Raw genomic sequence first — 25,926 nt, 5'->3', positions numbered from 1 at the left:
TGTGGCATGGGAGCCGATGAAAGGGCTATTATGAATTAAAAAACTATCTTAAAAATAATAAGAATGCAATTGAAATTAATGAAGTTAGCTTTAAACGCAAAACTTTTAAGGCATTGCTCATTTGTTTTTTTACGGTTTTATCAGATAGATGAAGTAGTTGAGCAATTTCTTTTTGCGATAGATGTTGCTGACGGCTCATCTCAAAAATTTGCCTCATTTTTGGCGGCAATAAACTTACTTCTTTCTCAATTATCGATGCAAATTCCTTTTCACGAAGGTAATCTTCGGTGATGCAATTTCCTTGTTCAGCAAAATCGCCTAACGAAAGTAAATAGTTTGATTTTGACTTATTCTTATCTAACCAATCGAAAACTTTGTAGCGTATTGCCGTATATAAATATGATGATAACTGAGACTTAATTTTAATGTTTTGATTGCTCCATAAATAAACAAATATCTCTTGAACAATATCTCTCGCATCTTCTTTATCCGTAACCAATTTAAAGGCATAAATAAACAACAAACCGTTAAAACGCTCGTATATTTCCTCAAAGGCAGCTTTATCTCTAAGCTGAATCAGTTCGAAAAGTTCGTTGTCTGTGAATAATTTATAGTTAGCCATTTGGTTAGAATGATTAACGAATGTAAGCAATAGTTTGAGTTAAATTCTAAATATTTTAACAAAGCATATTTTGTTTAATCGATTTATAAGCTCGTATTATAACCTTAAACATAGATTTGTAATCTTATAAATTATATTGGCATATCGGGAAAAACCGATATACCTTTGTGTTATGGATCAGGTAGAAATATTTAAGGCACTTTCTAACAAAACCCGTTTACAAATTTTAAACTGGTTAAAAGAGCCTGCAATACATTTTAACGAACAGCCCAATGCCGATTTCGAAAACATCGGGGTTTGTGTTGGTCAAATTCAAAATAAAGCTGGTTTATCTCAAAGTACAATTTCCGAGTACCTTTCTATTTTGCAAAGGGCAGATTTGGTATGCGCAACGCGAATTGGCCAATGGACGTATTATAAACGCAATCAGGTAGGTATAGAAGAATTAGCTAAAATTTTTAATTCAGAACTTTAAAAATAAAATAAAATGAATACAGATAGTTTATTTAGGCCTTTTAGCCTTAAAACTTTAAATATTAAAAATAGAATTGTGATGGCTCCAATGACGAGATCTTTCTCGCCAGATGGCGTTCCAACTAAGGATGTTGCCGCATATTATGCAAAAAGAGCCGCAGGAGAAGTTGGTTTAATTCTTTCAGAAGGTACAGTAATTAACCGTCCATCATCATCTGCCGATCCTAACATTCCTCATTTTTATGGCGAGAATGCATTAGCTGGTTGGCAAAAAGTAATTAATGATGTTCATGCTAATGGCGGACAAATGGGACCACAAATCTGGCACCAGGGCATTTCGGCTAATCATGCATCAGGCTGGCTGCCAAGCGCTCCATTTGAAGGCCCTTCGAGTTTTAACAGTCCGGGTTTTGAAAACGGCATTGCAATGACCGATTCGGCAATTGCTGATACCATTGCCGCTTTTGGGCAAGCAGCAGCAGATGCAAAAGCATTAGGTTTTGAAACAGTTGAAATTCATGGTGCCCATCAATACTTAATTGATCAGTTTTTTTGGGACGCTACAAATAACCGCACAGATATTTACGGTGGCAAAACATTGGCAGAACGAAGTAGATTTGCTGTAGAAGTAATAAAAGAGGTACGCAAAAGAGTAGGTGAAGATTTCGCTTTAATCATCCGTTTATCTCAGTTTAAACCCGCAGCTTACGACTTTAAATTAGCCAAAAACGAAAACGAGATGGAGCAATGGTTAACGCCACTTGCAGATGCAGGAATCGATATTTTCCATTGCTCGCAACGCCGTTTCTGGGAACCGGAATTTGAAGGTTCTGACTTAAATTTTGCTGGATGGGCTAAAAAATTAACCGGAAAAGCAACAATTACAGTTGGCTCTGTTGGTTTAGACGGAGATTTCTTTGGTGCATTTGCAGGTCAAAGTTCACAACCAAGTTCGCTTGATGAATTAGTTCGCAGAATGGATAGAGGTGATTTTGATTTAGTTGCAGTTGGCCGACCGCTTTTGGCTGATCCAAACTGGGTAGAAAAAATTAAAAACGATAAAACTGATGAGCTTAAAGGCTTTACAAAAGAAGCTTTAGCAGAACTGGTGTAAGTTGATAAATAGTTTAGAACTTCGTAAAGCGAAGTATGAAGCCATCAGCAAGATACTTCATACTTCGCTTTTTTTGTAAAGTTTTAATTAAATTCACATCGTAAAAACCCATCTCATGTCGAACATTAAATTGATTATAGAAGAACGCCCGGCAAATATTGGCAACTTTATGGTTGGCCGCTTACTTCCATTTCGCGAAAAAAGAATGGTTGGTCCATTTTCATTTATTGATCACATGGGGCCAGCGGCGATGAACGATCATGAGAATTTAGATGTTGCGCCACATCCGCACATCGGTTTATCTACCTTAACCTTTTTATTTGAGGGAGAAATTACACACCGCGATAGCTTAGGAACCAATATAGTGATTAAGCCGGGGCAGGTAAACTGGATGACATCAGGTAGCGGAATTGTACATTCTGAAAGAACGCCTGAATATTTAAGAACTACAGATAAAGTATTACACGGCTTACAAATATGGGTTGCCTTACCTAAAGAACTGGAACAAATGGATCCTGAATTTTTCCATGCGGAAGAAAAAGACATCCCCCATTGGGAAAAAGATGGATTGAGTTTTAAATTAATAGCGGGCGAGGCATTTGGCCACAAATCACCAGTGCCGGTTTACAGTCCGCTTTATTTTATCGAGATTAAAAGTACAGCTAAGCAAAAGGTAAATATTGGTAAAGATTTATTCGGAGAAAGTGCGCTGTATATTTTAGAAGGGTCTGTTGAAAGTGATGGAAATATTTTTGAGCCAAAAAATATTTTAATTGCAAATGATGCAACACTTTGCGAATTCGATATGAACGAAAATACTACAGTTTACATATTTGGCGGAACACCATTTCCGGAAGAACGCTTTATGTATTGGAATTTCGTAGCTACGGATAAGCAGCTGATAGAAGAAGCCAAAACGAAATGGCTAAATCAAAGCTACAAACCTGTACCGGGTGAAACAGGATTTGTTCCCCTACCCGACCAAAGCAAATTTATTAAACGCTAAGTTATTGTTCTAACAAAGCTTCTCTTATTTTCTGAGCAGCATCGGCAAGTTCTTCCTCAGTTGGTTTAAGCTTTTCTTTGCTGAAGTTCATATCGCTAACATTATTCATCGGAATTAAATGAATATGTGCGTGTGGAACTTCTAATCCAATAACGGATACACCAACTTTTTTGCAAGGAAAGGCTTCTTTAACGCCCTTGGCAACAATTTTTGCGAACATCCACATACCAACATATAAATCTTCTTCCATATCAAAAATATAGTCGGTTTCTATTTTTGGAATCACCAAAACATGTCCGGCAGTTAAAGGCTGAATATCTAAAAAAGCTAAATACTCTACAGTTTCTGCTACAACGTGCGCACTAATTTCTCCTGAAACGATTTTTGAAAAGATAGACATGTGTTGGAAAGTTTAAAGTGGAAAGTTTAAAGTGGAAAGTGTAAGGTTTAAAGTGGAAAGTGTAAGGTTTGATAGGCGGAGTAGTTCCTCCGCCTTTTATCTTAACGTGAAATTTCTAAAACTTCGAATTGCATTTTGCCTGCAGGCACTTCTATTTCGGCAAATTCGCCAACAGATTTGCCCAGTAAGCCTTGTGCAATAGGAGATTTAACTGAAATTTTTCCGGTTTTTAAATCAGCTTCGCTTTCTGCAACCAACTGATAAGTCATGGTTGCACCGTTTTTTACATTTTTTATTTTAACGATAGATAATGCCAAAACCTTTGATAAATCTAATTTAGACTCATCAATAAGACGGGCATTAGCCAATGTGTTTTTTAGTTTTGCTATTTTAGCTTCATGTAAGCCCTGAGCTTCCTTTGCTGCGTCATACTCCGCATTCTCAGATAAATCCCCTTTATCTCTCGCCTCAGCAATTGCTTTTGATATTAGCTGACGGCCCGTAGTTGTTAGATAATGAACTTCCTCTTTCAATTTATCTAATCCTTCTTGTGTGTAATACGTTACCTCTGTCATTGCTCAATTAATTTTGTTGTAAAGCCTATAAAAAACAAACAAGACTATGTAGTTGGTTTTGCTACATAGTCTTGCTTCAATTATAACGAAGATAAAATGCTTAAATTACAAAAGCAAATAAATCATTATGATTTTAAAGTTTTGACAATTTTCAAAAAAAAAAATTATAACAATTAGCCATTCTCAGCCTTGGTTTGTGCTTGATGTTTAACCGGAAAATTGAGTGAATTTGCAATGTAACACATTTTATTAGCCTCTTTGTGTAATGTTTCAGCCAGTTCTATATGTGCTTTATCTGCAATCAGTACAGCTGGGTTCAGTGTTACTTCCTTAAACTTACCGCCGCCATCTGCCGATTCTTCCATTATTCCAACAGCATTATCATTATAATCGATAACTACAATTTCGTTTTTAGAGCATAAGTGCAAATACCAAAGCATGTGGCAGCTCGAAATGGAGGCTAATAATAAATCTTCGGGATTGTGTTTCGATTTATCGCCTAAAAAGGCAGAATCTGAAGAACCTGAAATATCAGTTTTACCTTTTACGGAGATGAGATAATCGCGATCGTACGAGCGATAATCCATCGTACCTGAGCCTTTATTGCCAGTCCATGTTACAGTTGTAGAATATTGATGTTCTTTCGGCATGATATAATTAGTTAGAATTGTATTGCCAATTTAAGAATTTAAGATTGATAAACACATGGATAAATTGAAAGCATAGCAAATTTATTATTAAAAATTGCCTGAAATCAGTAATTTGAAAAATCTAGAAAGTTCATAAAAACAGATAGCCATGAAAGATAAATTACACAGCACAAACTACTACAATACATTTATAGAAATTGCTGAAGATAGTAAAGCGATTTCAGGAAGCCACCCTAAAGCAAAAGGAAAGGATAAAACTATTGCAGAAATTCAATTTGAGATAATTGCAAAAAATCCTTACAAATACACATCCGATGATGTTTTATTCAATGTATTTATAGAGCGAAGTGATATTTCGAAAGAAGAAGAAAATGATGCAAAAGTAAAATTCTTTTCAAAAGGTCAGGCTTGTTTCAGAGCCTCTCCATTAACCAAGCAATATGGCTTTGGTTTACATGCAAATAACGAAGGTAAAATTGCTCTTTTTGGTATGGAAACCAAAGAGTATCAGCAATTTTTAGCCGACAACAACATCAAAAAAATTAAGGCAATGCGTTCTGCTAAAAAGTAGAATCGATGGCAATTAATTTCTCGGCCAGCACTTCAGATATTTTACGATAAGAATCGAAAGTCCATCCGCCAACATGCGGCGTTAAAATAACTCTATCGTGTAGTTTTAAATCGCTATACCAGTTTTGCTCTGCTAATGCAGGAAATTTTTCTGTTTCTAAAACATCCAAACCAGCGCCTAAAATTTTGCCACTATTTACTGCATTTAATATGGCCGATACTTTGGCAATTTCTCCACGAGCCGTATTTATAAAAAATATTGGTTTTTTAAAATGGAAGAAATATTCATCGTCAACCATTTGTTTGGTTTCTGTTGTTAAGGGAATGTGTAAACTCAATACATCAGCATGTTTAACAATTTCTTCCATGCTCACCTCACGTGCGAAAGCATCAGAAAATCCGGTTTTGTATTTGTCGTAAGCCATAACATCAACCTCAAAACCAGCTAACTTTTTTGCGAAACTTTGCCCCATAAAACCATAGCCAATTATCCCAACTTTTTTGCCTTTCAATTCATAACCGCGGTTTCCTTCCCTATCCCAAATACCGTTTCTGATTTGAATGTCGGCATTTCTGAAATTATTCATCAAGGATAAAAGTAAACCAACTGTATGCTCGCCAACAGCGTCACAATTTCCCTCTGGTGCATTTATAAGCCTGATATTTTTTTCAAAAGCAATTTTATCATCGATATTATCCAAACCGGCACCTGCACGAGCTACAAATTTAAGTTTAGATGCGGCTGCAAACAATTCTGCATCAATTCTAAATTTGGTACGTACGGCGATACCATCATAATCTTTAATCTTTGCCAAAGTTTCGGCACGTGTAATTAAAGGTTCGTCATCTACCAAATAACCCAACTTTAAAGCCTGTTCCTTAAATGCAGGATGCAAATCATCAACAATTAATATTTTTTTACTCATGATATGGCAAAAGTAACATTAAACTCACTTGCAGATTAAATCTAACAGTAAAATTTAATTTTAATAAATACTAAAAGGTTTAGGCTAAGACCACAAAAATATTACCCTTAAAGCGCTGTAATAAAATAGTTACGGCACTTGTTTTAAACTTCCTTGCCGTTTCTTTGTCAATCTTTAAGAAAATTAACAAAAACTTTAAAAATTTAATGAGACTTCTACATTACAAAGCGATAAAAATCACCTTTTTTTTACTTTTCACTTCCTTTAGTTTATTTGCACAAACCGGTGGTAAAGCAAAAATCATCGGGGTATTAAAAGACGCCAAAACACAAGAACCTATTGCTTTTGCAACTGCCGTTTTAGTAAATAAGGAAACTAAAGCAAATGCAAAATTAGCACAAACAGATATTGATGGTAAATTTACCATGCCTGACTTAGCAAACGGAAGCTACACTTTCAGAGTGAGTTTTGTTGGCTACCAAACAATGGTTAGGGATAACATCACGATAACTGATGCTACCGGAACGCTAAATTTTGGCGATATTAAAATGAATGCCGCAGCTGGTACAGTATTAAAAGACGTTACAGTTACTGCCCAAAAAGCAGCTATGCAGATGGGTATTGATAAAAAAGTATTCTCTGTAGATCAAAGTTTAGTAAGCGAAGGCGGTTCGGCTACAGATTTATTGGCTAATGTACCGTCAGTATCAACTGATATTGATGGTAATGTAAGCTTACGTGGTTCATCTGGTGTGCGGGTTTTAATTGATGGAAAACCATCGTTAATTGCCGGCGGAAATGTATCTCAAATTTTAGCATCTATCCCTGCAAGTTCTATAGAAAGTGTTGAATTAATTACCAATCCATCATCAAAATACGATGCAGAAGGCCAGGCTGGTATTATCAACATTGTACTTAAGAAAAACACCAAACTTGGTTTTAATGGTTCAGTTGCAGTAAGTGCCGGTAACCGAGATAATTACAACGGAAATACAAACCTTAGTTTTCAAAATAGTAAGGTTAACCTTTATGGAAATTACAGCTACCGTTACGGAAATCGTTTAGGTGGTGGCTTTCAAGATATTACCTATAAACAAAGTACTGGCTCAACTGCATTTGCAAATCAAACTACAACATCAAATTCTTTAGATAAGGGGCATAACGTTAAAGCCGGACTTGATTATTACTTAGCACCAAAAAGCGTGGTAAGTTTATCCGGAGGTTTCAATTCGAGAGAAAATGATAGAGATGAATTTGTTGATATCAGACAGTTAGGTAGAAATTTAAATCCTGTTTTATTAAGCAACAGACTAAATAATAACCTCGGTAGCGGAAATAGCTATGATTTAAATTTAGATTATTCGCAAAAATTTGCAAAGCCTAAAGAGGAGTTAACTTTTAACTTTGGCTATTCTTCGGGTACAAATAATAACGATCAGGATTACAGTACTACTTTTACCAATATAAATGGCAATGCGGTAAACATTAACCCAAGTTTGCAAAGAATTTTTAATACCGGAGATAATACAAACTACAATGTGCAAGCAGATTATACTTTGCCAGTTGGTAAAGCCGGTAAAATAGAAACAGGTTACCGCAGTCAGATTCGTTTAGGAGATAATACTCAGGATGCAGATTCGATACTAACGAACACCAACATTTTCGTTAGAAACAATAAACTGATCAATACCTTCAGCAGTAAAGATCAGGTTCATGCTTTATATTTAAACTATCAAAATCAAATTAAAGATTTTGGTTACCAATTAGGTTTAAGAGCAGAAGATGCCCGTTTAGATACTTATTTAGAAGGTTACAATGGAAACGTACTAACAAACAGCGAAGGCAATATCCATTATAAAAGATTATACCCAAGTGTTTTTGTTTCGCAGAAATTAAAGAACGAACAACAGGTACAGTTAAGTTATACACGTAGAGTAAACCGTCCACGCCCGTGGGATACAAACCCGTTTCTTGATGTTTCTGACCCATTAAACTACAGAGCCGGTAACCCTAATTTATTGCCAGAGGATGTGCATTCATTCGAGTTAGGCTACAATAAATATTGGAAAAAAGTTACTTTAACATCAAGCTTATATTTCCGTCAAACTAATGATGTAATTCAAAGGGTTAGAAGTGTGCCCGATGCGAATGGAATTATAACCACTACGCCTCAAAACTTAACCCGTCAGTTAAATAGTGGTTTAGAGTTAATTGGTCGTTTCGATTTAATTAAAGCATTAAACTTTACCAGTAACGTAAACCTTTATCAGCAGAAAATTGAAGGCGACGCCAGATACGGCATTCAGGATAGAAGTGGCTTTAGCTGGAATGCAAACTTAACTGCAAACATAACTGCCATTAAAAATTTATCATTCCAGTTTCGTGGAGATTATCGTGCACCAGAAGTAATGGCACAAGGTAAACGTAACTCAATGTATGGTATTGATGGTGGTGCAAAATATGATTTCCCTAATAAAAAAGCATCTTTAAGCTTAAATATCAGAGATATGTTTAACACCAGAAGATGGAGCATGACAACCGATGATAATTTTACGCTGATTGATTTTCAACGCCGTATGCAAGGCACAATGGGTAACTTAACATTCTCTTACCGTTTCGGAAAAACTTTGTTTAACAGTACGAAGAAGAATAAAAAAGAAGAGCAACAAGAAAGCAGACCTGATGAGGGTTCTTTTTAAACAATAAATAACTTACAGGCGTTTCTATAATTCGGAACGCCTTTTTTATGCAGTTTATTCTTAACAAATCTGCACATTTTATATCTTGCAGTTATGGAAGAAATCAATCCCTGGCAAACGCTGCAAAGTGAATTAAAGTATGATAACAACTGGATTAGTGTAACTGAACATCAGGTTATAAATCCGACGGGCGGAGCAGGAATTTATGGTGAAGTTCATTTCAAAAATTTAGCTATTGGCATTTTACCTTTGGATGAAGACCAAAACACCTGGCTAGTCGGGCAATACCGTTATCCTTTAAAAGCTTACAGTTGGGAAATCCCCGAAGGTGGTGGCCCGCTGGGTGAAGAACCGCTAAAAAGTGCGCAAAGGGAATTATTAGAAGAAACCGGAATGAGTGCCAGAAACTGGAAAGAAATTCAGCGTATGCACCTATCTAATTCGGTAAGCGATGAAATAAGCATTATTTATATCGCAACAGATTTGATTCAGGGTATTGCTATGCCAGAAGAAACTGAAGAGTTGGTAATAAAAAAATTGCCTTTTGAAGAGGCATACCAAATGGTTAAGCATGGAGAAATAACAGATTCGATGAGCGTAGCGGCAATTTTAAAAGCAAAGCTGATGTTTATGACTGGCGATTTATAGTGTTGAATGGTATAAAATCTAATTTTTATATTTGCTAAAATTTTTAAGCCCAAATGAGCAAACTTTTTGGTTATATACTTAGCCCAATTTTTTATTTTTTCTTCGCGTTAAGCCTTTGCATTTTCCACCCAATTCAATGGCTTTGCTACAAATTTGGCGGATATAAAGCGCATAAATTATCTGTTGATGTGTTAAATTTCTTTTTAACATATTGCCAGATTTTCCTTTTTAATTCCATCAGCTTTAAAAATACACAGAACCTGCCTACTGATAGGCCGATAATTTTTGCCGCAAACCACCAAAGCATGTATGATATTCCATCGTTAATTTGGTTCCTGAGAAAATATCATGCTAAATTTATTTCCAAAATTGAACTAGCAAAAGGGATTCCATCCATTTCTATAAACTTACGTTTAGGTGGTGGTGCAAACATCGACAGGAAAGATAATAAGCAGGCAATTTCTGAAATTATTAAACTAGGCCGTAGAATGAAAGATAATAACTGGAGTACAGTTATATTTCCGGAAGGCACAAGAGCTAAAGATGGCCAGGTAAAAACCTTTCAATTTGGTGGCGTTGCAACTTTACTGAAAGTGGTACCAAATGCTTTGGTTGTTCCAATTGCAATAGAAAATTCTTGGAAAATTGTACGCTTTGGCATGTTTCCTTTAACGACTGGCCACGCTTTAAGGTGGACCGTTTTAAAACCTATCGAACCAGGCGAAAAAACCGCAAATGAAATAACGCTGGAAGTGGAGACTGAAATCAGAAAAGTATTGAATCAGAAAGTACTTGATTAGTTTACTGGTTGTTCAGATAATTGGTTAAAACAAACAATTAATTCCGCAAAACCGTTTCCCATCATCAATCTTCCCTTATCAATCATACATCCTCTAAATGTTTTTATTTCCAATTACTTTAAAAAACTCATCTCTATAGGTATCTCCTACCGGGATAATTTTTTTGTTAATGGTAATCCTGCTTCTTTCAATGCTTTCAATTTTATCTATGGCAACAATATAAGATTTATGAACACGGATAAACTGACTATCAGGTAAAGCTTCTTCCATTTTTTTCATACTTTGAAGGGTAATGATACGCTCCTCTTTAGTAAAAATAGAAATGTAATCCTTCAATCCTTCTATGTATAAAATATCGTGAAGATATATTTTTTGAATTTTATGTTCCGTTTTTACAAAAATAAAATCCTGTATTGGATTTGGAGAACCTGAAAATGGCGCAGGTGTTATTAAAGGCTGAATTTGCGGTGGACTCACTTCTGCGGGCTTCATCTGGTTATGAACTTTTTCTACCGCTTTATAAAAACGATCGAATGCGATGGGTTTCAGCAAATAATCAGAAACATTCAAATCATAGCTCTCTAAGGCATATTGAGGATACGCAGTTGTTAAAATGAAATGACATTTATTCCCTGCGATTTTTAAAAACTGTATCCCTGTAAGTTCTGGCATTTGAATATCAAGAAAAACCAAATCTATACCTCCAGCCTGAACAATTTGTAAAGCCTCAATCGGATTTTCGCACCTTTTAGTAAGCGTTAAAAAAGGTACTTTTGAAATATAATCCTCTAAAATATCGAGTGCTAGTGGTTCATCATCTACAATAATACAGTTCAAGTTCATCTTAGGTAATAATTTATTTGCTTGTAATTTTTTGATAAATAATTAGAGATTTCTTTGGTTTTAGATATCAATCATTAACTCGCAGGTATAGTGTGTAGGCGAATTTACAACATTTAATTTATATCTATCCGGATAAATAAGCTGTAATCTACGCTCAACATTTGGCAAGCCAACACCACCCTGCGCATCTTTATTTTGATTATTTTTTTTGTTGATTACACTAAAGTGCAAAATCTTTTGATTGGCGATAATATCAATTTTCACTGGCTCATTAGCATCAGTAACTACGCCATGTTTAAAAGCATTTTCTACAAAAGAAATTAGCATCAAAGGCACAATTTTCTGGTCATCAATTTCGCCATTTAAAGTCATCTCTATAAAAGCACCATCTTTAAACCTGATTTTTTGTAATTCAATGTAGTTCTTTAAATAATCAACTTCTTTACTTAGGGCAACTGTTGGCGTATTACTCTCGTAAATCATGTAACGCATAATTTCAGATAGCTTCATAATCGCATCAGCGGTTTTATCTGATTTTTGATAAGCCAATGAGTATATGTTGTTTAACGAATTAAACAGAAAATGTGGGTTTAATTGCGATTTTAAAAACTGAAGTTCCATTTCTCGGCGCTCGCTTTCGAGGTTGCGTTGAACACGTTCACTATCAAACCAATCTACCATAAAACGTACAATTCCGCTACTTACAAGAAAAAAACCTGCAACAAAACAACTAACTATGACAAACTCATTAACAGAACGTTCTTTAAGTTTCCCATCCATTACGTAATGTAAAATCTCTATCGGATTTAATACTGCTATTACTGTTTTTACCAATACTACAGCTATTATTGTTACTACAAACAAAAGAATATAAACCCAATATTTTTTCCGCTTTTTAACAAATTCAGGTATTAGAAAAATATAATTGATGTAAAATATAGATACGTTAAGCAGACCAAAAACACCAATAGAAAGAAAATAATCTTTCATTGTAATTTTCTCTGGTTGCATAAGCACTGTCGAAATGACAAAAATTGAGATTATCCCCCAAAAAATAGAATTTAGTATTAATGGTGCTTTACTTTTCTTCATATTAATAAAAACAGAAATGCAAGCTTTTTGGCTTACAATAAATCATCCCCCAAAATAAATAAAGAAACTTGTATTTAATTACACAATCTACCAACGGGCATTTTTTTTCTACCAACGGCTTATCGGGCAAAATTTATCGACCAACGCCAAAATCACCTGTTCATCTATAATCTTTAACACTTGGTATAATAGATTTTAGCACCCTGTTTTTCTTCTGTTTCTTTGAACTATCAAAACGAAACGATTATAACTATAAATAAACCTATTATGAAAAAGTTAGCCAACACATCGCCATTTTTACTTTTATTACTACCAGTTTTTATGATGATGGTATTTACACTTACCATAAACACCAACCAAAACAACACCGAAGAAGTGGTTGTAAAGCCAGCAAAAACTTCTGGTTCAATTGTAAAACAAGCTACTGCTATTTTTAAATAGGAAATGAGCGCTTTCGCAATCGAAACGGTCGGCCTTAATTTCAATTTCGGCAGCCAAACCATCGTAAAAGATTTATCTTTACAAGTGCCAAAAGGTAGCATTTATGGCTTCTTAGGGCCAAATGGGGCTGGAAAAACGACAACCATTAAAATACTTTTAAACCTGCTTCAGTCTCCGGCCGACCAGGTTTTTATTTTTGGTAAAGAAATTAACCGAAACCGCATTGCAACTTTAAAAAGGATTGGCGCTTTAGTAGAGCAACCAGCTATTTACGGGCATTTAACAGGTAAAGAAAACTTAATAAACCGCTGTATTTTATTAGGCATCAATAAAAATAAATCTACCGAAATGCTTGCTTTGGTTGGCTTAACTGATGCCGCTAGTAAAAAAGCTGCTCAATATTCATTGGGTATGAAACAAAGACTTGGCATTGCACTGGCTTTAGTTTCCGACCCAGAACTTTTGTTATTAGATGAACCTACTAACGGCCTCGACCCAAACGGAATTATAGAAGTTAGAAACCTGATGGTTGAGTTGGCTACAAAACATCAGAAAACAATTTTGGTTTCCAGTCATTTATTAGCAGAAATTGAACGCACAGCCACCCACGTTGGCATCATAAATAAGGGGCAGCTGTTGTTTCAAGGTACAATTAATGAACTTCATCAGCTTAGCAAACCCATGTTAGAAATCGAAATAAATGATGTGGAAAAAGCTTCAGATTTACTCATCAATTGCGGATACCAAGTGGCAGAGAATGATGGTAAAAAGCTAAGCATCCCTTATAAAAATGATAAAGAAAATGCAGAAATAAATACTTTGTTAGTTCAAAACGGATTTATGATTTCTGCACTTTACAAACAAAGAAAAGATTTGGAAAACCTATTTCTTGATATTACCAAAAACAACTAATTATGCGCTCTTTATACATCTCATTATTTTCCGAATATTATAAATCAAGAAAAACATTAGCTTTTTGGGCAGCTATTTTGCTCCCTGTAATTATATGCACCCTTGTATCATTTGGTTTTTACTCAAATGCCGACAAGATTTTGCCACTAAAGTTTTCGGGCATGATGCTTTGGGCCAGATATAGCAGCGCAACACTAAATGTAATGGGTTTCCTAATTATGCCATTTTATGTAATTTTTATGGCTTTTTCGGTAAATAATATAGAGCATAAAAACGATACCTGGAAAACACTCTTTGCACAACCTTTAAACAAATTCTCCATCTACGCAGCCAAATATTTATTCGCGGTTTTACTCATTTTTATCTGCCTTGCTTTATTTGGAGCATTAACATTGGGCTTTGGTTATATATTGCAATCTCTTGTTCCGAAATATACATTTAACCAATATAACCCTGTAACATTCCTTTTTAACTCATACGCCAAACTTTTCCTTTCATCACTCGGAATATTATCGCTACAATTAATTTTAAGTCTTATTTGGGCCGATTTTTTAAAACCAATGGGCATAGGTTTTGTAGGCACAATTATGGGTATCGTTACTGCAAGTTTAAACTGGAAATTTGCTTACTTAATTCCATACAGTTTACCAACATTAGCCTTGCAACTAACCAAAGTAAAAAAAGGTGGCGACCCGCTTGCATTCGAGGTTTTTTCCAGAGAAATCTACACCAGCCTAATTTTTGCAACCGCATTTTTTATTATCGGCTATTTTATTGTATCTAAAAAAAGTATCAAATAATTTATTTTTTAAGCCTAACCGCTTTTCAATTCATGCTAATCGTTTTTACAATTCCTGCCTACCACTGGCAAGAAAATTAGCATAGATGAACCATGTGCAACAAGCAAGCGCAAAATAAATAGATATTAGCGCTTAAACCTTCATTACAGAATTTCATTTCAATAAAGGTTATTTTTTTCAGTTTGGCTTACTAGTAAAACTCAATTTTAGTTGACTCCACCAAAATTTACACATAAATGCAACTTAGTTACTATGTAAAATTCTCATGGTAAATAATCTCATTAAAGCATATTAAGCTTATTTTTAAGCCTAATAACCACCCTAACTATTTACAAATGATTAAAAAATTTACTGCTACGGCATTGGCATTAAGCTTATGCCTTTCTGTGCTTGCTCAGGATATACCCGACCCGGCAATGGTACAAAAAATAAGAAAAGAAGGATTAGATAATTCGAAGGTTATGGACATTGCTTTTAACCTTACTGATGTAAGTGGGCCACGTTTATCAAACTCTCCTGGTTTAAAAAAAGCTCAGGAATGGGCAATGAAACAACTTACCGATTGGGGTTTAAAAAATGCCAAATTAGAATCGTGGGGAACTTTTGGTAAAGGATGGCAAATTGATAAATATTATGCAGCCACAACATTGCCATTCTATCACGCAATAATTGCTTCGCCTAAAGCTTGGACACCTGGTACAAATGGCCCAATAAAATCTGAAGTGGTATTAATCAAAGCAGATAGTGTTGCAGATTTGACTAAATATAAAGGTAAATTATCGGGTAAAATTGTAATGATGGATTCTGGCAATCCACTACAAAGCGGTACACGCCCAGATTTTGTACGTTACACTGATAGCGTTTTGGCTAAAATGGCCGATGCAAAACCAACGCCAGCAGGCAACAGAGGACAACGCCCTGGTGCTACAAATAATATGATGGCGCAAATGATGAAAATGAGAGAAGTTAGAGCAGCCATGAGCAACATGCTAGTTGAAGAAAAAGTTGGCTTAATTTTAACTTACGCTCGCGGTGGACAAGGAACTTTCTTTACCAGCAATGGCGCATCTTATGCATTAGATGCTAAACCGGTATCGCCAGAGTTAGAAGTTGCCGCTGAAGATTATTTACACATCTTACGCTTATTACGTGCCGGAAAACCGGTTGAGTTAGAAGCCGATATAAAAACATCTTTCTACACCCAAGACCCTCAAGGTTACAATGTTATTGCAGAAATTCCCGGAACAGATAAAAAATTAAAAGAAGAAGTAGTTATGATTGGCGGTCACTTCGATTCGTGGCACGCAGCAACCGGAGCAACAGATAACGCTGCTGGCTCAGCCGTTATGATGGAAGCCGTTCGTATTTTAAAAGCAATTGATTTTAAACCAAAACGTACCATCCGCATTGCACTTTGGAGTTCAGAAGAACAAGGTTTATTTGGTTCCAGAGGTTATGTTGCGAAGCATTTTGGCGACCCTAAAACGATGGTATTAACGCCTGATCAGAAAAAAATCTCTGCATATTATAATTTAGATAATGGTACCGGAAAAATTCGCGGTATTTATTTACAGGGAAATGAAGCAGCCGGCCCAATTTTCAAAAACTGGTTGGCACCTTTTAATGATTTAGGCGCTACAACGGTAACTGTTAGCAACACAGGCGGTACCGATCACCAGGCGTTTGATGCTGTTGGTATCCCGGGTTTTCAGTTTATTCAAGATCCTGCAGATTACAATACCCGTACACACCATAGCAACATGGATACCTACGATAGATTGGTTGAAGATGATTTAAAACAATCAGCAACCATCATTGCATCTTTTGTTTACAATACTTCACAACGTGATGCGCAAATTCCGCGAAAAGAATTGCCTGCAGCACCTGCTTCTACATCTACAGGTACAGCTACACCTGTAAGAAACTAATAAATAGTCAACTCACAAAAAAAGGCCCACCGTTTACGGGGGCCTTTTTTTCGGGATTGTTTTTCATAATCCTAACTATAACTAAAAAATGAGAGATTGACTTTGTTTAACCAAAGTTCAACGTTATTTAGAGCAGTTAATATTTTACAGCAATATTTAATGTTTTAAATTTTGCTTTATATTTTACTTAATCGCTAAGTAATCCTAATATTTGCTTTTCTTTTATCCAAAATTACTGTTCATGCATTAAATCCTTAAGCATTAAACACCCTTTTTACAGAGGGTGTTTTTACGGTATTGGCATAGGGGAAAATTGCCTTAGAATAAACATGTATTTATAACCAATTTTAGATAATATACACCCAAAAAAAAATCATGATTAAAACTTCGTTAACAAAAGACGGAACAAATAATTCCGTTCCGGTTGATATTGCGAAAAAAATGACAGCTGCTTTTAGAGAAAGTCAAAAAGCTGATAAAGGAACTTACACCGAAGCTGCCTGGCTCCCAGCCGAACAAATAAAAAAAATAGCAGAAAAATTAGCCGAATTTGAGGGTGATGGAGTACGTATTTATTTTGCAAGATATACGCAGGATATTATCGATTCTATTAATAAATTAAGTTATGGAGATAAAATTCCGGATAAGTATTGCAATATGAACACCATACTTCTTGTAGTTACTAAAGTGGTTGATGGCAAACCAAAGACAGATTATTTCTTAGATAAAACCATTGAACAAAAACCAATCTGTGATGAGGCTGATCCAAATCCGACTGACCCGGAAAACAGAGGAGTTTTATGTCCAACAGAATGTGATGATGATAGTGCGTTAATGAATGACTAGTAAGCTTAAAATCAATTTTGAAAAGTGCTCAATGATTAATATTTTTTCTCCAACCTTGATAATTGAATTAACATGTTTGTTATTCGCCATCATATTTCTAATTAATGATAGAACCAAATTCTGGAGAATTACATTAATATACATTGTATGTATGTGTATTTCAGAAATAATTGCCAAATATATGGGCAGAGTTTACCGGAATAACATCGAAGTTTACAACACATATACACTTTTGGAGATGAGTTTTATATTTTATGCTTTTCATCATTTTTTAAAAGAATATATAAAAATTAAGAAGATAATATTGGCAAACTATATTCTTATTCTTATCATTTACTTTACGCACATCTTTATTTATGGTTATAAAGCTTATAATGCTGTTACAGTTAGTGTAATGTCTGTATTCTTTGTTATATATGCACTACTTTATTTTTATTTGCTTTTAAAAGATGAAAAATATATCGACCTAAAATTTCATCCCGCATTTTGGTGGGTTGGCGGTACATTAATTTTTTACTTTGGAAGTACCTTAGCCAATTTCTTTGATGATATCATACAAACAAAAATTCTTGGAAATTTGAACCCCCGGCTGCTGATTTACACAACATTAAACTTCTTTTTATACGGTTTTTGGTCCTATTCATTCATATGCAGAGCTCGCCAACGCAAATCTTATCTTTAATTTTATTGGCATCATTAGTTTTTCTTTTGATGCCAATATCCTTGCTGATGTACATCCGCTCGTATAATCGGCACAAGAAGAATCATTTTATTGAGAAAGAAAACATGCGCCAAAAATTTGAGTCGGAAATTTTGAAAACGCATATTGAAGTACAAGACCAAACCATGCAAACGATTGCCACTGAACTACATGATAACATTGGGCAATTACTAAGTTTAACAACTTTAACGCTTAACTCCATTCAAATAACAGATAATGAAAAAGCCAGCGAAAAAATTTCCAGTTCTTTATCGCTGGTGAGTAAATCCATAAAAGAAATAAGGGAGCTTGCCAAAATTCTACATGGTGAACAAATTGTAGAATCGGGAATTGGAAATGCAATTGAGCAAGAAATAAGCTGGCTACGCAAAATTGAAGGTTATACATTACAAGTTACCAATGATTTACTTCAAATAAATATCACTTCGCAGGATAAAGATTTAATCATTTTAAGATTATTACAAGAGATAATAAATAACATAATAAAACATGCCCAAGCCAGCACAATTCAGATAGATACCAGCTTAAAAAACGAGACTTTACTTTTAACCGTTAAAGAAAACGGTATAGGTTTTAATTATGAAGATGCGGCAAAGCGAAAAACTGGCATGGGTTTAAATTCAATTAAAAAAAGGGTTGAAATGATTGATGGGAAAATAGATGTAATTTCAGCTCCAGAAAAAGGCACTTCAATTTTTATAGAAATTCCATATCCTTAACTATGAATACAAATACCTTCCGCATTGCAATCGTTGATGACCACACACTGTTTCGCCAAGGGCTTGCAAATCTTCTTTCAGAATTTGATGAGATAGACATTATTTTTCAGGCTACAAATGGTGTTGATATGCAAAATCAAATTAAAGCTCATCCAGATGTTCAGCTTATATTAATGGATATAAACATGCCTGTTATGGATGGTTATGCCGCTACCCGCATCGTAAAAAAAGAATATCCTGATGTAAAAGTGTTGGCCTTGAGCATGCATGAAGAAGAGAAAGCAATTATTGAAATGTTAAAAGCCGGAGCAGGTGGTTACATTTTAAAAGGATCTACCCCGTCTGATTTAGTTGTTGCTATAAAAGCCATCATCGAAAAAGGATTTTTTATTAATGAAATGGTATCCGGAAGACTGTTATTTTCATTAAAAAAAGAAGATCCTAAACCAATAATTACCGAAAAAGAACATACTTTTCTACAGCATTGCAGTACTGAACTTACCTATAAAGAAATTGCCGATTTGATGAACATCAGTCCGCGAACGGTAGATAATTATCGCGAATCTTTATTTGCCAAGCTGAACATTAAAACAAGAACCGGCCTTGTTGTGTATGGAATTAAAAACGACTTAATAAAAATTTGATATAAATTTCTTTCTGAAAACTTGCGTAACTAATTAATTAGTTCTATCTTTAATACAACGGGTAAAATTTTATTCGTTCCTATAATCAAGAAATAAAATGGATATTAAAGATTTAACCAAAGCCGAAGAACAGATAATGCAAGTATTATGGCAGTTGGAAAAAGCATTTGTTAAAGAAGTAATTGACGAGTTACCAATACCTAAACCAGCATACAATACAGTTTCAACAATTATCAGAATATTAGAAACTAAAGGTTTTATAGGCCATGAAGCTTTTGGTAAGGCTCACCAATACCATCCTTTAATTAGTAAAGAAGAATACAAGCGCCATGCAACTGAAAAATTGTTGGGCAATTACTTCGAAAACTCAGTAGAAAGCATGTTTTCATTCTTTGTAAAAGAAGAAAAGTTAGATTTAAGTGATGTGGATGAAATTCTTAAAATGATTAATAAGATTAAACACAAACCAAAATGAGTTTCGCCCATTACCTTTTGCAGGTAAACTTGTATCTGATAGTATTTTATGGATTTTATAAATTATTATTAGACAAGGAAACCTATTTCACGCTGAATAGAATCTATTTGGTTGCAGCAGGCCTTTTATCTCTGTGCATCCCATTTATAAGACTAGAATGGCTAACTACACAAAAAGCGGCGCAAAACGTTTATGCAACAGTGAAGTGGGATACAATTCTGGAACAGGCTACTGTTGTTTCTGAAGCGCAAAATGGCTTTAATTGGGCAAATTTATTAGTAAGCATTTACTGTGCAGGAATTTTATTTTTCCTCTGTCGATTAGTTATTAATCTCTTATTTGTTAAAAAATTAATACAAACGGCAAAAGCCGGATCTGCCTTTTCATTCTTCAGCAAAAAAGTAATTGATATATCATTACCAAACAGTGATATTATTGATAGCCATGAAGAAGCTCATGTTAAGCAATGGCATAGTTTTGATATTTTATTTTTTGAAGTGATAGGTATACTTACCTGGCTAAATCCAATAATATATCTTTATAAAAAAAGTATTAGAAACATTCACGAATTTTTAGCTGATGAGCATGCTGCAAGTTATCAGGGCGACAAAGCTGAGTATGCTATGTTAATTTTAAGCAAATCTTTTGGGATAAACCAAAGCGCATTAACAAGTAATTTTTTCGAAAAATCTTTAGTGAAAAAGCGCATTTATATGTTACATAAAGAGCGTTCAAAAAAAACAGCTGTTTTAAAATACGGCATTTTCATTCCCCTATTCGCTACTGCAATTTTATTCTCTTCTGCAACCATCAGAAAAAATGAAAATTTGATTTCTCTTGCAGCAGAAATTCCTTTTGATAAACCCATTGCCTTTGTTGAAGACATAGTTATAAAACCAATAAAAATTTCAGCGCCTGAAAAAGCAAAAACTGTAGCTAAGCATGCCTCCGTTAGTAACAACTGGGAAGATTTCTACAAATTTTTGGCTGAGCATATCAAGTATCCAAATAACGCTCAGGAAAAATCAATAGAAGGTACAACGCATATTATGTTTACAGTTAAAAACGGTAAAATTACCGATTTAGGCTCGAAACAAGATTTAGGCGAAGGCTGTGATGAGGAGGTTATGAAAAATATTTTAGCCTATAAAAATTTTAAGGCTGTTAAGGATGGAAATTATGCTTTCAAAGTAGCTTTCAGCCTAGGCGAATCTCAGTCGGGGAACGAAGATTTATCTAATCAAAAAATTGATGGATATAAAGAAATTTCGCCACTTCAAATCATCGGATATGTAAGGAACAACGAGGAAGTTATAGAAAGAAGAGATAAAGTTTATGATTTTGTATCTATAGAAAAACAACCCGAATACCATGGCGGAATTAAAAATTTCTATGATTACTTAAGTAAAAATATAAAGTATCCCGAAGACGCAAGAGAAAATAATATTCAGGGAAAAGTGTTTCTATCTTTCACTGTAGAGAAAAATGGCAAGCTTACCGATATACAGATTGTAAAAGGCTTAAACGAGAGTACAAATCATGAGGCCATTAGAGTTTTAGATGAATCGCCTAACTGGACACCTGGCATACAAAATGGAAAACCCGTTAGAGTTAAATACAATTTATACATAAATTTCACTTTAGATAATTCTGCAAAAACAAAATCAACACAAGTTGTAGACAATGGAAATCTTTCCATCAAAGGAATTCAAAATCTATCAGAGGCCAATAGTCCATTGGTTGTTTTAGATGGCGTAACACAAGGTAAAGATGCATTGAAATACATAAGAACAGAAAATATAGAGTCTGTTTCGGTATTAAAAGATCAAGCTGCCACTACTTTATATGGTAATAAAGGAGTAAATGGTGTAATCCTTATCACAACAAAGTTGGATAAGAATAAGTTGCTTAAAGCCGTTGATAATAAGATAGCACCTTAAAACTTGTGTATATTTTAAAGTCTAAATTATAAGGATATGAAAAAAATATTTTTCTTAGCAGTTCTAATTAGTTGCCTGGCAACAGCTGGCATTGCACAAACAAAAGCAGACTCAGCTAATGTTAACAGCGTAAATATCATTATACGAAACATAGGCGATTCTACTTCAAAAAGGCCTTTGCTATATGTTATTGATGGCGTAAAACAGTTTGACACGGATTTTACCATTAAAAAACTCAATCCAAACGATATTAAAGCCATAACTGTGCTAAAAAACGATAAAGGTTCTAAACTCTTTGGAAACGAAGGTAACAATGGAGTGGTTTTGGTAACTACAAAATTTGGTTTGAATTCGCCTGAAAATACGCTGCTTCGGGCAAGAATTAAAGCGCTGAATACTTATGCTGATAATGGTGAGACATCAAAGCTGGCACTAAAAGGCGATAATTTAAATGATAGTTCAAAAGTAAGAATTTACTCACATAACGCTCCGTTTAAAGGAATTAATGCTGGAAAGCAGACCAATCAACCGTTATACATCGTAGATGGTGAAAAAGTTGAAAGCGCTTCAATCGAATTGCTCGACCCAAATACAATTCAATCTGTTACAGTGCTTAAAGATAAAGATTCAATTATTAGTTACGGTTTAGCTGCTTCAAACGGAGTTGTTTTAATTACAACTAAGGCAACAAAAAAGGCTTTAAAATCAACAGAACCAGACCAGAATTAGAGAATTTATACCCGAAATAATTAATGTTCTTGTTATAACGATTATTAACAAAAGGAACATTTCAACACAAAGCCCGGCAATAAGAAATTGTCGGGCTTTTATGCTTTCTCTCCTGTCTCGGAGTATTAAAATTAAAAAATCTTTAATGTATATGCAAATTTTACAAAATAAAATTTTTAATTAATTGAATTATTAATATGCAAACATAATGATTTTGCTAATTGAACAAATTAATATTTGCTGTTGCAATTTTCTTTTCATTTCTTTTGGATGTAAAAAACTTTCGATTCTTTACATTACATTATTTTTACCTTAAAATTTAGAACTAATTACTTCTGATTGATTGTAAATATTCATCACATAAAAAAGTAAAAAATAAAAAGCCTCCATAAAAATGGAGGCTTAAAATCTTAAATTGGAATGGAATCGTATGCTTTTAAACTTCTTCTTCGCTGGCAAATTTTGCAGTAAAGTAATCTCTGTTCATACGAGCGATATTTTCTAATGAAATACCTTTTGGACATTCAGCTTCGCAAGCACCAGTATTGGTACAGTTACCAAAACCTTCTTCATCCATTTGGGCTACCATGCTTTGTACACGACGATAACGCTCTGGCTGACCTTGTGGTAATAAAGCCAATTGAGATACTTTAGCAGATACGAATAGCATTGCTGAAGCATTTTTACAAGTAGCCACACAAGCACCACAACCAATACAGGCAGCAGCCTCGAAAGCAGCATCAGCTTGTAACTTAGGAATAGGCAATGCGTTAGCATCTTGTGCATTACCAGTATTTACCGATACGAAACCACCAGAAGCAATAATACGGTCGAAGGCAGAACGATCTACGGCTAAATCTTTAATTACCGGGAATGCTTTTGCTCTCCAGGGCTCAACAACAATCGTATCGCCATCTTTGAAAGAACGCATGTGCAATTGGCAAGTAGTTACCAGGTCTTTTGGTCCGTGAGGCTGCCCGTTGATGAACATTGAACACATGCCGCAAATACCTTCTCTGCAATCATGATCAAATACTACTGGTTCTTCACCTTTAGTAATTAATTGTTCGTTCAACACGTCAAACATCTCTAAGAAAGACATATCTGGAGAAATCTCAGAAAGCTTATAATCAACTAATTTACCAGCTGATTTGCTATTTTTTTGACGCCAAACTTGTAGCGTTAAATTCATATTTCCTGTACTCATTTTCTTTAAGTATTGAGTAACGCGTATTGCGTATTGAGATTTAATCTCGCTAAACTTTACACTATACTATTAATAACTTTATAACAGTCGTTTGAGTTTGTCGTATAGTTAAATACGCACATCTCAATACGCTATACTATTTATAATTTCTTTGTGCAACCTTAATGTTCTCGTAGTTCAATTCTTCTTTGTGCAATTCGAATTCACTTACGCCTTTATATTCCCAGGCAGCTACGTATGCGAAGTTTTCGTCATCACGCTTCGCTTCGCCTTCTTCAGTTTGGTGTTCCTCTCTGAAGTGACCGCCACAGCTTTCTTCTCTGTTAAGCGCATCAATACACATCAACTCACCTAATTCAATAAAATCTGCAACTCTGTGTGCCTTCTCTAATTCAGGGTTAAATTCATCTGCAGAACCTGGAACTTTAACATCCGCCCAAAATTCTCTGCGTAAATCCTGAATTTCTTTAATAGCCTGAGTTAATCCTTCTCTGTTACGAGCCATACCACATTTTTCCCACATGATGTGGCCTAATCTTTTGTGAAAATGGTCTACAGATTTAGTTCCATTAATGCTTAAGAACTTATCGATGGTTGCTTTCACATTATTTTCAGCTTCAACAAATGCTGGGTGGTCTGTAGGAATTGGCTTGGTAGCTAATTCTTTTGATAAGTAAGCCCCGATTGTGTAAGGCAATACAAAATAACCATCTGCCAAACCTTGCATTAATGCAGACGCACCTAAACGGTTTGCACCGTGGTCTGAGAAGTTAGCCTCACCAGTGCAATATAAACCAGGGATGGTTGTCATTAAATCATAATCAACCCATACACCACCCATAGTGTAGTGAACCGCTGGATATATACGCATTGGCATTTCATAAGGATTTTCACCAGTGATTTGCGCATACATATCGAACAAGTTACCATATTTCTCTTTGATAACTGCTGTACCTAAACGCATGCAAGTTTCTTTATCAGGGTTATGGTTACCAGCTTTCGAAGCTTCGATACGACCATAACGCTCTGTATTTGCTTTAAAATCTAAGTAAACAGCTAGTTTTGAAGAACCTACACCATAACCGGCATCGCAACGCTCTTTAGCAGCACGAGAAGCCACATCACGTGGAACCAGGTTACCGAAAGCAGGGTATCGACGCTCTAAATAGTAATCTCTTTCATCTTCAGGAATATCTGAAGCTTTACGATTATCATCTTTCTTTTTTGGAACCCAGATACGACCATCGTTACGTAACGACTCCGACATCAAGGTTAATTTCGATTGATGATCTCCCGAAACCGGGATACACGTAGGGTGAATTTGAGTATAGCAAGGGTTTGCGAAAAACGCTCCTTTTTTATGCACTTTCCAGGCTGCAGTAACGTTACTTCCCATTGCATTGGTTGATAAATAGAATACGTTACCGTAACCACCAGTACCTAAAACCACTGCATGACCGAAGTGACGCTCCAACTCGCCGGTAATCAAGTTACGAGCGATAATACCACGAGCTTTACCATCAATTACAACAACGTCAAGCATTTCATGGCGGGTGTACATTTGTACTTTACCCATACCTACCTGGCGCTCTAATGCAGAGTAAGCGCCTAGCAACAACTGTTGTCCGGTTTGGCCAGCCGCATAAAATGTACGTTGTACCTGTGTACCGCCAAAAGAACGATTATCTAACAAACCACCGTATTCACGAGCCAAAGGCACACCTTGCGCCACACATTGGTCGATAATATTTACACTCACTTCGGCTAAACGATGTACGTTTGCTTCACGTGCTCTGTAATCTCCACCTTTAATGGTATCATAAAACAAACGGTAAGTGCTATCACCATCATTCTGATAGTTTTTTGCTGCATTGATACCACCCTGAGCAGCAATAGAGTGTGCTCTGCGTGGTGAATCCTGAAAACAAAAACATTTAACTTTGTAGCCCATTTCTGCTAATGTAGCCGCTGCAGAGGCACCCGCTAAACCAGAACCTACTACAATTACTTCTAAACTTCTTTTGTTCGATGGATTAACCAAAGGCATAGAAGCTTTATATTTTGTCCACTTTTGGGTTAATTCGCCCGCAGGGATATTTGAATTTAATGTCGACATTTACTTAATCTTTTAATTAAACGTTTCAG

The 25,926-nt window shown here is 35.2% G+C and carries 27 protein-coding genes; 18 read left to right on the top strand and 9 right to left on the bottom strand.

All coding sequences use genetic code 11. From position 1 onward, the window contains the following. Nucleotides 1-43: 43 nt before the first annotated feature. Complete coding sequence (locus tag LUA86_RS02385) at nt 44-622, bottom strand: RNA polymerase sigma factor (RefSeq protein WP_231458955.1); 579 nt, start codon at nt 620-622, stop codon at nt 44-46. A 172-nt stretch (nt 623-794) separates the two neighbouring features. On the opposite strand from LUA86_RS02385, the gene LUA86_RS02380 reads away from it, so the two are divergent. From LUA86_RS02380 to LUA86_RS02370, 3 genes are all read left to right on the top strand, one after another. After that, nucleotides 795-1,097: a helix-turn-helix transcriptional regulator gene (locus LUA86_RS02380; protein WP_231458953.1), complete on the top strand. Its 303-nt coding sequence runs from the start codon at nt 795-797 to the stop codon at nt 1,095-1,097. A gap of 12 nt (nt 1,098-1,109) precedes the next feature. Beyond that, the gene (locus LUA86_RS02375; RefSeq protein WP_231458952.1) at nt 1,110-2,210 is read left to right on the top strand and encodes an NADH:flavin oxidoreductase; all 1,101 of its coding nucleotides are present in this window, start codon (nt 1,110-1,112) and stop codon (nt 2,208-2,210) included. A 115-nt stretch (nt 2,211-2,325) separates the two neighbouring features. Further along, nucleotides 2,326-3,216, top strand: a complete 891-nt coding sequence (locus LUA86_RS02370; protein ID WP_231458951.1) for a pirin family protein — start codon at nt 2,326-2,328, stop codon at nt 3,214-3,216. 1 nt (nt 3,217) lies between these two features. Here the strand turns inward: LUA86_RS02370 and LUA86_RS02365 are convergent, their stop codons facing one another. The 3 genes from LUA86_RS02365 to LUA86_RS02355 form a co-directional block, all read right to left on the bottom strand. After that, complete coding sequence (locus LUA86_RS02365) at nt 3,218-3,616, bottom strand: HIT family protein (protein WP_231458950.1); 399 nt, start codon at nt 3,614-3,616, stop codon at nt 3,218-3,220. Nucleotides 3,617-3,717: 101 nt separating this feature from the next. After that, nucleotides 3,718-4,191: a transcription elongation factor GreA gene (gene greA / locus LUA86_RS02360; RefSeq protein ID WP_010603520.1), complete on the bottom strand. Its 474-nt coding sequence runs from the start codon at nt 4,189-4,191 to the stop codon at nt 3,718-3,720. 173 nt (nt 4,192-4,364) lie between these two features. Next, nucleotides 4,365-4,841: an OsmC family protein gene (locus LUA86_RS02355; RefSeq protein ID WP_231458948.1), complete on the bottom strand. Its 477-nt coding sequence runs from the start codon at nt 4,839-4,841 to the stop codon at nt 4,365-4,367. A gap of 148 nt (nt 4,842-4,989) precedes the next feature. Between LUA86_RS02355 and LUA86_RS02350 the strand changes: the two genes are divergently transcribed. Then, nucleotides 4,990-5,412 carry a DUF6157 family protein gene (locus tag LUA86_RS02350; RefSeq protein ID WP_231458947.1) on the top strand — a complete coding sequence of 141 codons (423 nt, stop codon included), beginning with the start codon at nt 4,990-4,992 and terminating at the stop codon, nt 5,410-5,412. Here the strand turns inward: LUA86_RS02350 and LUA86_RS02345 are convergent. Beyond that, nucleotides 5,402-6,337 (bottom strand): NAD(P)-dependent oxidoreductase, encoded by a 936-nt coding sequence (locus LUA86_RS02345; RefSeq protein ID WP_231458945.1) that lies wholly within the window; start codon nt 6,335-6,337, stop codon nt 5,402-5,404. The two genes, LUA86_RS02350 and LUA86_RS02345, sit on opposite strands and share 11 nt — an antisense overlap. 206 nt (nt 6,338-6,543) lie before the next feature. On the opposite strand from LUA86_RS02345, the gene LUA86_RS02340 reads away from it, so the two are divergent. The 3 genes from LUA86_RS02340 (at nt 6,544) to LUA86_RS02330 (ending at nt 10,484) form a co-directional block, all read left to right on the top strand. Further along, nucleotides 6,544-9,036: an outer membrane beta-barrel family protein gene (locus LUA86_RS02340; protein ID WP_231458940.1), complete on the top strand. Its 2,493-nt coding sequence runs from the start codon at nt 6,544-6,546 to the stop codon at nt 9,034-9,036. Between the two features lie 93 nt (nt 9,037-9,129). Continuing rightward, a complete protein-coding gene (locus LUA86_RS02335; RefSeq protein WP_231458939.1) occupies nt 9,130-9,684 on the top strand; it encodes an NUDIX hydrolase in 555 nt (184 codons plus the stop codon). Between the two features lie 53 nt (nt 9,685-9,737). After that, nucleotides 9,738-10,484, top strand: a complete 747-nt coding sequence (locus tag LUA86_RS02330; RefSeq protein WP_231458937.1) for a 1-acyl-sn-glycerol-3-phosphate acyltransferase — start codon at nt 9,738-9,740, stop codon at nt 10,482-10,484. 93 nt (nt 10,485-10,577) lie between these two features. On the opposite strand, the gene LUA86_RS02325 is transcribed toward LUA86_RS02330, so the two are convergent. Next, complete coding sequence (locus tag LUA86_RS02325) at nt 10,578-11,327, bottom strand: LytTR family DNA-binding domain-containing protein (protein WP_231458935.1); 750 nt, start codon at nt 11,325-11,327, stop codon at nt 10,578-10,580. 60 nt (nt 11,328-11,387) lie between these two features. Beyond that, nucleotides 11,388-12,419, bottom strand: coding sequence for a sensor histidine kinase (locus tag LUA86_RS02320; protein WP_231458934.1), 1,032 nt, complete (start codon nt 12,417-12,419; stop codon nt 11,388-11,390). Nucleotides 12,420-12,686: 267 nt separating this feature from the next. Here LUA86_RS02320 and LUA86_RS02315 point away from each other — a divergent pair, with 267 nt between their 5' ends. From LUA86_RS02315 to LUA86_RS02265, 11 genes are all read left to right on the top strand, one after another. Beyond that, nucleotides 12,687-12,860: a hypothetical protein gene (locus tag LUA86_RS02315; RefSeq protein WP_231458933.1), complete on the top strand. Its 174-nt coding sequence runs from the start codon at nt 12,687-12,689 to the stop codon at nt 12,858-12,860. A gap of 3 nt (nt 12,861-12,863) precedes the next feature. Further along, nucleotides 12,864-13,772, top strand: coding sequence for an ABC transporter ATP-binding protein (locus LUA86_RS02310; RefSeq protein WP_231458932.1), 909 nt, complete (start codon nt 12,864-12,866; stop codon nt 13,770-13,772). A 2-nt stretch (nt 13,773-13,774) separates the two neighbouring features. Continuing rightward, nucleotides 13,775-14,572, top strand: a complete 798-nt coding sequence (locus tag LUA86_RS02305; RefSeq protein WP_231458929.1) for an ABC transporter permease — start codon at nt 13,775-13,777, stop codon at nt 14,570-14,572. Nucleotides 14,573-14,907: 335 nt separating this feature from the next. After that, nucleotides 14,908-16,500, top strand: coding sequence for a M20/M25/M40 family metallo-hydrolase (locus tag LUA86_RS02300; protein WP_231458928.1), 1,593 nt, complete (start codon nt 14,908-14,910; stop codon nt 16,498-16,500). Between the two features lie 375 nt (nt 16,501-16,875). Then, nucleotides 16,876-17,346, top strand: coding sequence for a hypothetical protein (locus tag LUA86_RS02295; protein ID WP_231458927.1), 471 nt, complete (start codon nt 16,876-16,878; stop codon nt 17,344-17,346). 151 nt (nt 17,347-17,497) lie between these two features. Then, nucleotides 17,498-18,028 (top strand): hypothetical protein, encoded by a 531-nt coding sequence (locus tag LUA86_RS02290; RefSeq protein WP_231458926.1) that lies wholly within the window; start codon nt 17,498-17,500, stop codon nt 18,026-18,028. A gap of 5 nt (nt 18,029-18,033) precedes the next feature. Then, nucleotides 18,034-18,786 (top strand): sensor histidine kinase, encoded by a 753-nt coding sequence (locus LUA86_RS02285; protein ID WP_231458925.1) that lies wholly within the window; start codon nt 18,034-18,036, stop codon nt 18,784-18,786. Nucleotides 18,787-18,788: 2 nt separating this feature from the next. Then, complete coding sequence (locus LUA86_RS02280; protein ID WP_231458924.1) at nt 18,789-19,430, top strand: response regulator transcription factor; 642 nt, start codon at nt 18,789-18,791, stop codon at nt 19,428-19,430. 97 nt (nt 19,431-19,527) lie between these two features. Then, entirely contained in the window at nt 19,528-19,905 is a 378-nt protein-coding gene (locus LUA86_RS02275; protein ID WP_231458923.1) for a BlaI/MecI/CopY family transcriptional regulator, read from the top strand. Further along, nucleotides 19,902-21,845: a M56 family metallopeptidase gene (locus LUA86_RS02270; RefSeq protein WP_231458922.1), complete on the top strand. Its 1,944-nt coding sequence runs from the start codon at nt 19,902-19,904 to the stop codon at nt 21,843-21,845. The genes LUA86_RS02275 and LUA86_RS02270 overlap by 4 nt, the downstream gene beginning before the upstream one ends. Before the next feature lie 36 nt (nt 21,846-21,881). Continuing rightward, a complete protein-coding gene (locus LUA86_RS02265; RefSeq protein ID WP_231458921.1) occupies nt 21,882-22,574 on the top strand; it encodes a TonB-dependent receptor plug domain-containing protein in 693 nt (230 codons plus the stop codon). A gap of 436 nt (nt 22,575-23,010) precedes the next feature. On the opposite strand, the gene LUA86_RS02260 is transcribed toward LUA86_RS02265, so the two are convergent. Next, nucleotides 23,011-23,781, bottom strand: coding sequence for a succinate dehydrogenase/fumarate reductase iron-sulfur subunit (locus LUA86_RS02260; RefSeq protein WP_231458920.1), 771 nt, complete (start codon nt 23,779-23,781; stop codon nt 23,011-23,013). 136 nt (nt 23,782-23,917) lie between these two features. Beyond that, complete coding sequence (locus LUA86_RS02255; protein WP_231458919.1) at nt 23,918-25,897, bottom strand: fumarate reductase/succinate dehydrogenase flavoprotein subunit; 1,980 nt, start codon at nt 25,895-25,897, stop codon at nt 23,918-23,920. Between the last annotated feature and the right edge of the window lie 29 nt (nt 25,898-25,926).

Origin of the sequence: Pedobacter sp. Leaf132, from assembly GCF_920984695.1 — a bacterium.
GTDB lineage: Bacteria > Bacteroidota > Bacteroidia > Sphingobacteriales > Sphingobacteriaceae > Pedobacter.
This window is presented reverse-complemented; position numbering and strand designations above follow the sequence as displayed.

Coding starts and splice junctions, on each gene's coding strand:
- LUA86_RS02385 (WP_231458955.1), bottom strand. CDS start 622: ATGGCTAACTATAAATTATTCACAGACAACGAACTTTTCGAACTGATT.
- LUA86_RS02380 (WP_231458953.1), top strand. CDS start 795: ATGGATCAGGTAGAAATATTTAAGGCACTTTCTAACAAAACCCGTTTA.
- LUA86_RS02375 (WP_231458952.1), top strand. CDS start 1,110: ATGAATACAGATAGTTTATTTAGGCCTTTTAGCCTTAAAACTTTAAAT.
- LUA86_RS02370 (WP_231458951.1), top strand. CDS start 2,326: ATGTCGAACATTAAATTGATTATAGAAGAACGCCCGGCAAATATTGGC.
- LUA86_RS02365 (WP_231458950.1), bottom strand. CDS start 3,616: ATGTCTATCTTTTCAAAAATCGTTTCAGGAGAAATTAGTGCGCACGTT.
- greA (WP_010603520.1), bottom strand. CDS start 4,191: ATGACAGAGGTAACGTATTACACACAAGAAGGATTAGATAAATTGAAA.
- LUA86_RS02355 (WP_231458948.1), bottom strand. CDS start 4,841: ATGCCGAAAGAACATCAATATTCTACAACTGTAACATGGACTGGCAAT.
- LUA86_RS02350 (WP_231458947.1), top strand. CDS start 4,990: ATGAAAGATAAATTACACAGCACAAACTACTACAATACATTTATAGAA.
- LUA86_RS02345 (WP_231458945.1), bottom strand. CDS start 6,337: ATGAGTAAAAAAATATTAATTGTTGATGATTTGCATCCTGCATTTAAG.
- LUA86_RS02340 (WP_231458940.1), top strand. CDS start 6,544: ATGAGACTTCTACATTACAAAGCGATAAAAATCACCTTTTTTTTACTT.
- LUA86_RS02335 (WP_231458939.1), top strand. CDS start 9,130: ATGGAAGAAATCAATCCCTGGCAAACGCTGCAAAGTGAATTAAAGTAT.
- LUA86_RS02330 (WP_231458937.1), top strand. CDS start 9,738: ATGAGCAAACTTTTTGGTTATATACTTAGCCCAATTTTTTATTTTTTC.
- LUA86_RS02325 (WP_231458935.1), bottom strand. CDS start 11,327: ATGAACTTGAACTGTATTATTGTAGATGATGAACCACTAGCACTCGAT.
- LUA86_RS02320 (WP_231458934.1), bottom strand. CDS start 12,419: ATGAAGAAAAGTAAAGCACCATTAATACTAAATTCTATTTTTTGGGGG.
- LUA86_RS02315 (WP_231458933.1), top strand. CDS start 12,687: ATGAAAAAGTTAGCCAACACATCGCCATTTTTACTTTTATTACTACCA.
- LUA86_RS02310 (WP_231458932.1), top strand. CDS start 12,864: ATGAGCGCTTTCGCAATCGAAACGGTCGGCCTTAATTTCAATTTCGGC.
- LUA86_RS02305 (WP_231458929.1), top strand. CDS start 13,775: ATGCGCTCTTTATACATCTCATTATTTTCCGAATATTATAAATCAAGA.
- LUA86_RS02300 (WP_231458928.1), top strand. CDS start 14,908: ATGATTAAAAAATTTACTGCTACGGCATTGGCATTAAGCTTATGCCTT.
- LUA86_RS02295 (WP_231458927.1), top strand. CDS start 16,876: ATGATTAAAACTTCGTTAACAAAAGACGGAACAAATAATTCCGTTCCG.
- LUA86_RS02290 (WP_231458926.1), top strand. CDS start 17,498: ATGTGTATTTCAGAAATAATTGCCAAATATATGGGCAGAGTTTACCGG.
- LUA86_RS02280 (WP_231458924.1), top strand. CDS start 18,789: ATGAATACAAATACCTTCCGCATTGCAATCGTTGATGACCACACACTG.
- LUA86_RS02275 (WP_231458923.1), top strand. CDS start 19,528: ATGGATATTAAAGATTTAACCAAAGCCGAAGAACAGATAATGCAAGTA.
- LUA86_RS02270 (WP_231458922.1), top strand. CDS start 19,902: ATGAGTTTCGCCCATTACCTTTTGCAGGTAAACTTGTATCTGATAGTA.
- LUA86_RS02265 (WP_231458921.1), top strand. CDS start 21,882: ATGAAAAAAATATTTTTCTTAGCAGTTCTAATTAGTTGCCTGGCAACA.
- LUA86_RS02260 (WP_231458920.1), bottom strand. CDS start 23,781: ATGAGTACAGGAAATATGAATTTAACGCTACAAGTTTGGCGTCAAAAA.
- LUA86_RS02255 (WP_231458919.1), bottom strand. CDS start 25,897: ATGTCGACATTAAATTCAAATATCCCTGCGGGCGAATTAACCCAAAAG.